Below are 4,434 nucleotides of genomic sequence, written 5' to 3'. Positions count from 1 at the left end.
TTGGGCTTGACTCGTAGGCGAAATGTTCATCGGTAACTGGCTGACGCTGCAGTCGCTGATAGGCAATATGAATGACAGGTACCTTTTCTGGGGGTGTATATTTTAAGTGCATTGGAAAGTAAATTCTGAAAGAGTTGATGAAGATGTAATTCATCCCCTACTACAGTAATGGGAGCATCTACAGTTATTTGAGCTTTTCTTTCTAGGATGGGGATGGACAGGGTATCTAAAACCTGATCGAGTATTGCATTTATAGAAACCTGCGTGAAATCTTGCTGCCGGGTCACGACCTGCGAATAACTCAGTAAGTCCTTTATCAGCGAAGACATTCGGCTGGTAGCAGCCTGGATACGACTTAAATGATGACTAGCTTTTTCATTCACCCCGACTTCTTCTCGTGCTAATAGTCTGGTAAATACCTGAATTTTACGAAGAGGCTCCTGTAAATCATGACTGGCTACGTAAGCAAACTGTTGCAGGTGATCATTGGAGCGTTTGAGATCGTAATTCGCTGCTACCAGTGCGTGGGTTCTTTCCTCCACCCGCTGCTCAAGCTCACTGGCTAATTCTTTATAACGCTGTTTACTCAGGCGAAGGGCTTCTTCAGCCTGTTTAATTTCGGTAACGTCCGTATTGACAGCCACCGCCGCAACTACTTTGCCATCGATTAGAACGGGAGCTGCTGCACAACGAACCACGCGTTCCTGCTGACTTGTGCGGTGACGTACGAGCACATCCTGAATGATTCGTTGTCCCCCCAATGCCTTAGCAAAGGCTTGCTCAGAAGCAGGGATGATGGCACGGGTTTGATAGTCTCTCGTCTGAATTTCCTGAGCTAGCGTGGCAATGTTGCGATTCAGGTCTTCACGTGTGGCATACCCTAGTTGATCCAAAGCCACCTGGTTAGCTAAGCTGATCCCTTCCATACCGCCGATGTAAACACCATCCAAGATACTTTCTAAAACGGAACGTAGCAGAGTCTCATTCTTACGCAGGTCTTCTTCAGCTCGTTTACGCTGGGTTGTGTCAATAAAAGCGGCTACGCCTAGCTGTACCTTCCCTTGAGCATTCAAGACGGGAACACTATTAACCGAAGCATACGCCCAGGTATGATCTGCCCGACGTAATTTAACTTCAACTCCTTCGACTGTTTCCGCGTGCCGCAGTGTCCGCACCATTGGTATTTGTTCCAGAGCAATAGGGTCGTTAGTCAACGGATCAAACAGCTGCCCAGTTTGATAAAATTCCAGATCCTTACTCTCCCTAAGCGTATGCATGAACATACGTTCCATTTGCGGATTGCCATACAGCAACTTTTCGGTTGCATCGGCAATCAAAATGCCTACCGGGAGATGATCGAGAATCGTTTGAAGCTGGAGTTGTTGTTGCTCCAGGTCTTCAGCAAGCTTTTTTTCTTCGGTGATGTCTTGAGCGATCCCTGAAAAACGATAGGCCACGCCACGTTCATCAAAGTAAGCCTTTCCCTGACAGCGTAGCAAACGCAGGCGTTTGTCTTCCGCTCCAATGGTTCGAAATTCAATCATATATTGACCGCCAGAGGCCGGATTCAAAGCCCATTGGACGGCTTGATCCACTCGCTGTTGATCTTCCTTGTGCATGTAGGAAAGCACCTGATCATAAGAAACAACAGCATCTTTGCAAAATCCATAGAGTTCCTTACAACGTTCATCCCACCAAACCTGTTGATGGATGATGTCTAAATCCCAGGTACCGATGCCCGCAGCCTGTAAAGCAAATTGGAGCCGTTGGTTTTCTTCAGTAGAATTAGTGGAAAAAGCGGATTCCTGGTTAAGCACGACGAGCCATTTTTATATGAAAAATTGACGTAAGATACTATTAAAAAATGAGTAATAGTAGAATAAGTTACTACTTATCAATCAAAAGTATGAATCACTCCATCCGACCGGTTCAATTCAATTCTGCCCATTTTATAGGTTCTCAATGATCATGCAGATTTAAGCGTTGTACTAGCCTTACTAGGAGGAAGTTCACATAGGGCGAAATGCTATCAACTCCTCTGGGAAACCAGACTATTTTTGATCACCCTTACCCCTTCATCAACGATGGTCTGATAGCTATTTTCCTTTGGTTCTGGCACTCAAGCGGAATGGTCTATACCTTGAAAAATGCAAAAGGCCTGCTTAAGGATCTCCTTAAGCAGGCCTTTCATAAGGTTCAATGTCAATCTAACGTGAACTAACAATAAGCAGAAGGTAGAAGACTAACGGCTACATAGTTAGATCCTTTTGGTCAGGCAAAGCTCCGTCAGTCATTAGGTCACTTTCCCCCTTTCAACCCAAATGACTGACGGAGATCGGCTCTTCGCTTCAAGTAAAGAGCCTAACCTTGCCCTGCTTGATTCGGTAGAAGCGAAGTCCAACATCAAACTTCTGCCTCACAAGTTGAATCAAAGGTAGCAAGCTGAATGTTAGGATATATAGGTACAATTTAACCCAATTGCATCCCCTAAAAACAGGGGGATACCCCTACTTGTAGGGGTCTTAACTGGTTAGTTTAAGCCTGTTTAACTTAAAAATGAAACGTTTACCTTTGTGGAGCAGTGGGTTAAACAACATTTAGTCCCTGCTCCTTTGGGCAGGTTGAGGCTCTATAGTGGCGGCTTAGGAGTCTGCTTCGTCAGGTGAATTAGGATCAAACGTAGTATTTATTCAACTGATGAAGCACTGCGAAAGGATTTAGATAAGTCAATGAAGCGTTGAAAAACTGTATGCATTATTTATAACTAATTTGCTTGAATAAATCCCCAAAAAGGCCTGCCTGGATATTTCCCCAGGTGGGCCTTTTATTGCGTAGTCGTCATAGCATGTTACTTAACTCATGCACAGGTGAACAGCTCCTATAAGCTCAAAACAGGTTCCGTTCCATCCAGCATTAGGGTAAGTTATTTATAGGTGACATGTCCTGGGAGTTAGCCTGCGATGCCGGCTGTGAGTCCTAAGCATAGGTTTTGAGCAGATTTTTTCGCGAAACTTCCCGAAGGACATACACTTCACGCCGAAATTATTCTATAAAAGCTAGACGGCTTGCCAACTATGCCATTCTCATGAAAGGTGCATTCTAATCTGTAACCATTTACAGAAGTTGTTTGTAAAAGGCCATAGGATTATTGTCATTTCTCTTATATTGGTCACTTTTGAGAAATAACCGTTTTAGCCTAACTATTGATTAGTCCTTTTATCAATTACAGATCCATTCGTAATTTTCAGACGATTGATTCATTTACAAGATGAAAGTAAAAAATTTGAGAAAAGAGCTTATTTTCAAGTTCATTTTTCAACACCTTCATGAGTTTACCCATTGATTTAGAAAGTCTTATTAATCATACCTCGGTCGAGTCAGACCGCGTTGAGTTCAAAGAAGGCTGGAATCCGAATGCCATTTACCGCAGTATCTGTGCCTTTGCTAACGACTTTGATAACTTGGGAGGCGGGTATATTATCGTCGGGATTGAGGAAAGGGATGGCATTGCTCAGCGTCCGGTTAAGGGACTGCCATTGGAGCAATTGGATAAGATCCAACGGGAAATGATCGGATTCAATCAACTCATTCGGCCCGAATACTACCCCAGGCTTTTCATTGAAGACGTAGATCAAAAGAAGCTATTGGTGATCTGGATACCAGGAAGCTCTAATCGGCCTCACCAGGTACCGGAAGTTATTACCGATAAGCAGAAGACCTTTCACTATTATATTCGCAAGTATGCCAATTCCGTCAAAGCTTCTCTGCCCGAGCAACAGGAACTCATTAGTTTAGCCAATCAAATACCCTTTGATGATCGCCCCAATACGCAGGCCAGCTTGGACGATATTTCTTTATTCTGGATCAGAGAGTACTTGCAGCAAACGAATAGCCGGCTCTTGGATAACCTGGAACAAACCGCTAAGCGGGATTTACTCCAGCAGATGGCTTTGCTTTCTGGACCCATAGAGCAAGTAATTCCCTCGTAACGTCTCCTTGATGCTTTTCTCGGAGCGGCCCGATCGGTTCTTTCCTTATACCTATATCGAAGTAGTCCGGTACACCCAGGGCCCCGCCGATCGAGACTTCACCGAAACTCGCTTTACTGGACCCGTTCACCATCAGATCAGGCAACTCACCGATTATATGGTTTCACAGGTACTTTTAGAGAAGGTGATCAAGCTCGAATCCCAGGCAGAATCGATTCGGGTCTTCAATTACCCCTTGATTGCTTTACAAGAAGCCATTGCTAACTGCATTTTTCACCGGGATTATCAGGTCAGAGAACCCATTAAGGTATTTATCCATCCAGATAAGATTATACTTTTTAATTCGGGAGGGCCTGATCGGTCTGTAAAGCTGGATGATCTACGCCTTGGGCACCCCAGACCTAAACGGTATCGGAATCGAAGATTGGGCGATTTCCTGAAAGCC

Annotated in this window: 3 protein-coding genes; 2 read left to right on the top strand and 1 reads right to left on the bottom strand. The window is 44.4% G+C overall.

Annotation, left to right across the window (positions count from 1 at the left end; genetic code table 11):
• Positions 1 to 26: 26 nt before the first annotated feature.
• Positions 27 to 1,817, bottom strand: coding sequence for a PAS domain-containing protein (locus BWI97_RS25845; protein ID WP_102203372.1), 1,791 nt, complete (start codon positions 1,815 to 1,817; stop codon positions 27 to 29).
• Positions 1,818 to 3,326: 1,509 nt separating this feature from the next.
• Here BWI97_RS25845 and BWI97_RS25835 point away from each other — a divergent pair.
• Together BWI97_RS25835 and BWI97_RS28700 are read left to right on the top strand one after the other, a co-directional pair.
• Positions 3,327 to 3,989 (top strand): helix-turn-helix domain-containing protein, encoded by a 663-nt coding sequence (locus BWI97_RS25835; RefSeq protein ID WP_102203370.1) that lies wholly within the window; start codon positions 3,327 to 3,329, stop codon positions 3,987 to 3,989.
• 10 nt (positions 3,990 to 3,999) lie between these two features.
• On the top strand, positions 4,000 to 4,434 hold a 435-nt coding region (locus BWI97_RS28700), incomplete at its 3' end, for a hypothetical protein (RefSeq protein ID WP_233208053.1).

The sequence above is a fragment of the Siphonobacter sp. BAB-5405 genome, assembly GCF_002872335.1.
Lineage (GTDB): Bacteria > Bacteroidota > Bacteroidia > Cytophagales > Spirosomataceae > Siphonobacter.
Note: the sequence above shows the minus strand (reverse complement) of the source record. Positions and strands in the feature narration are given on the sequence as shown.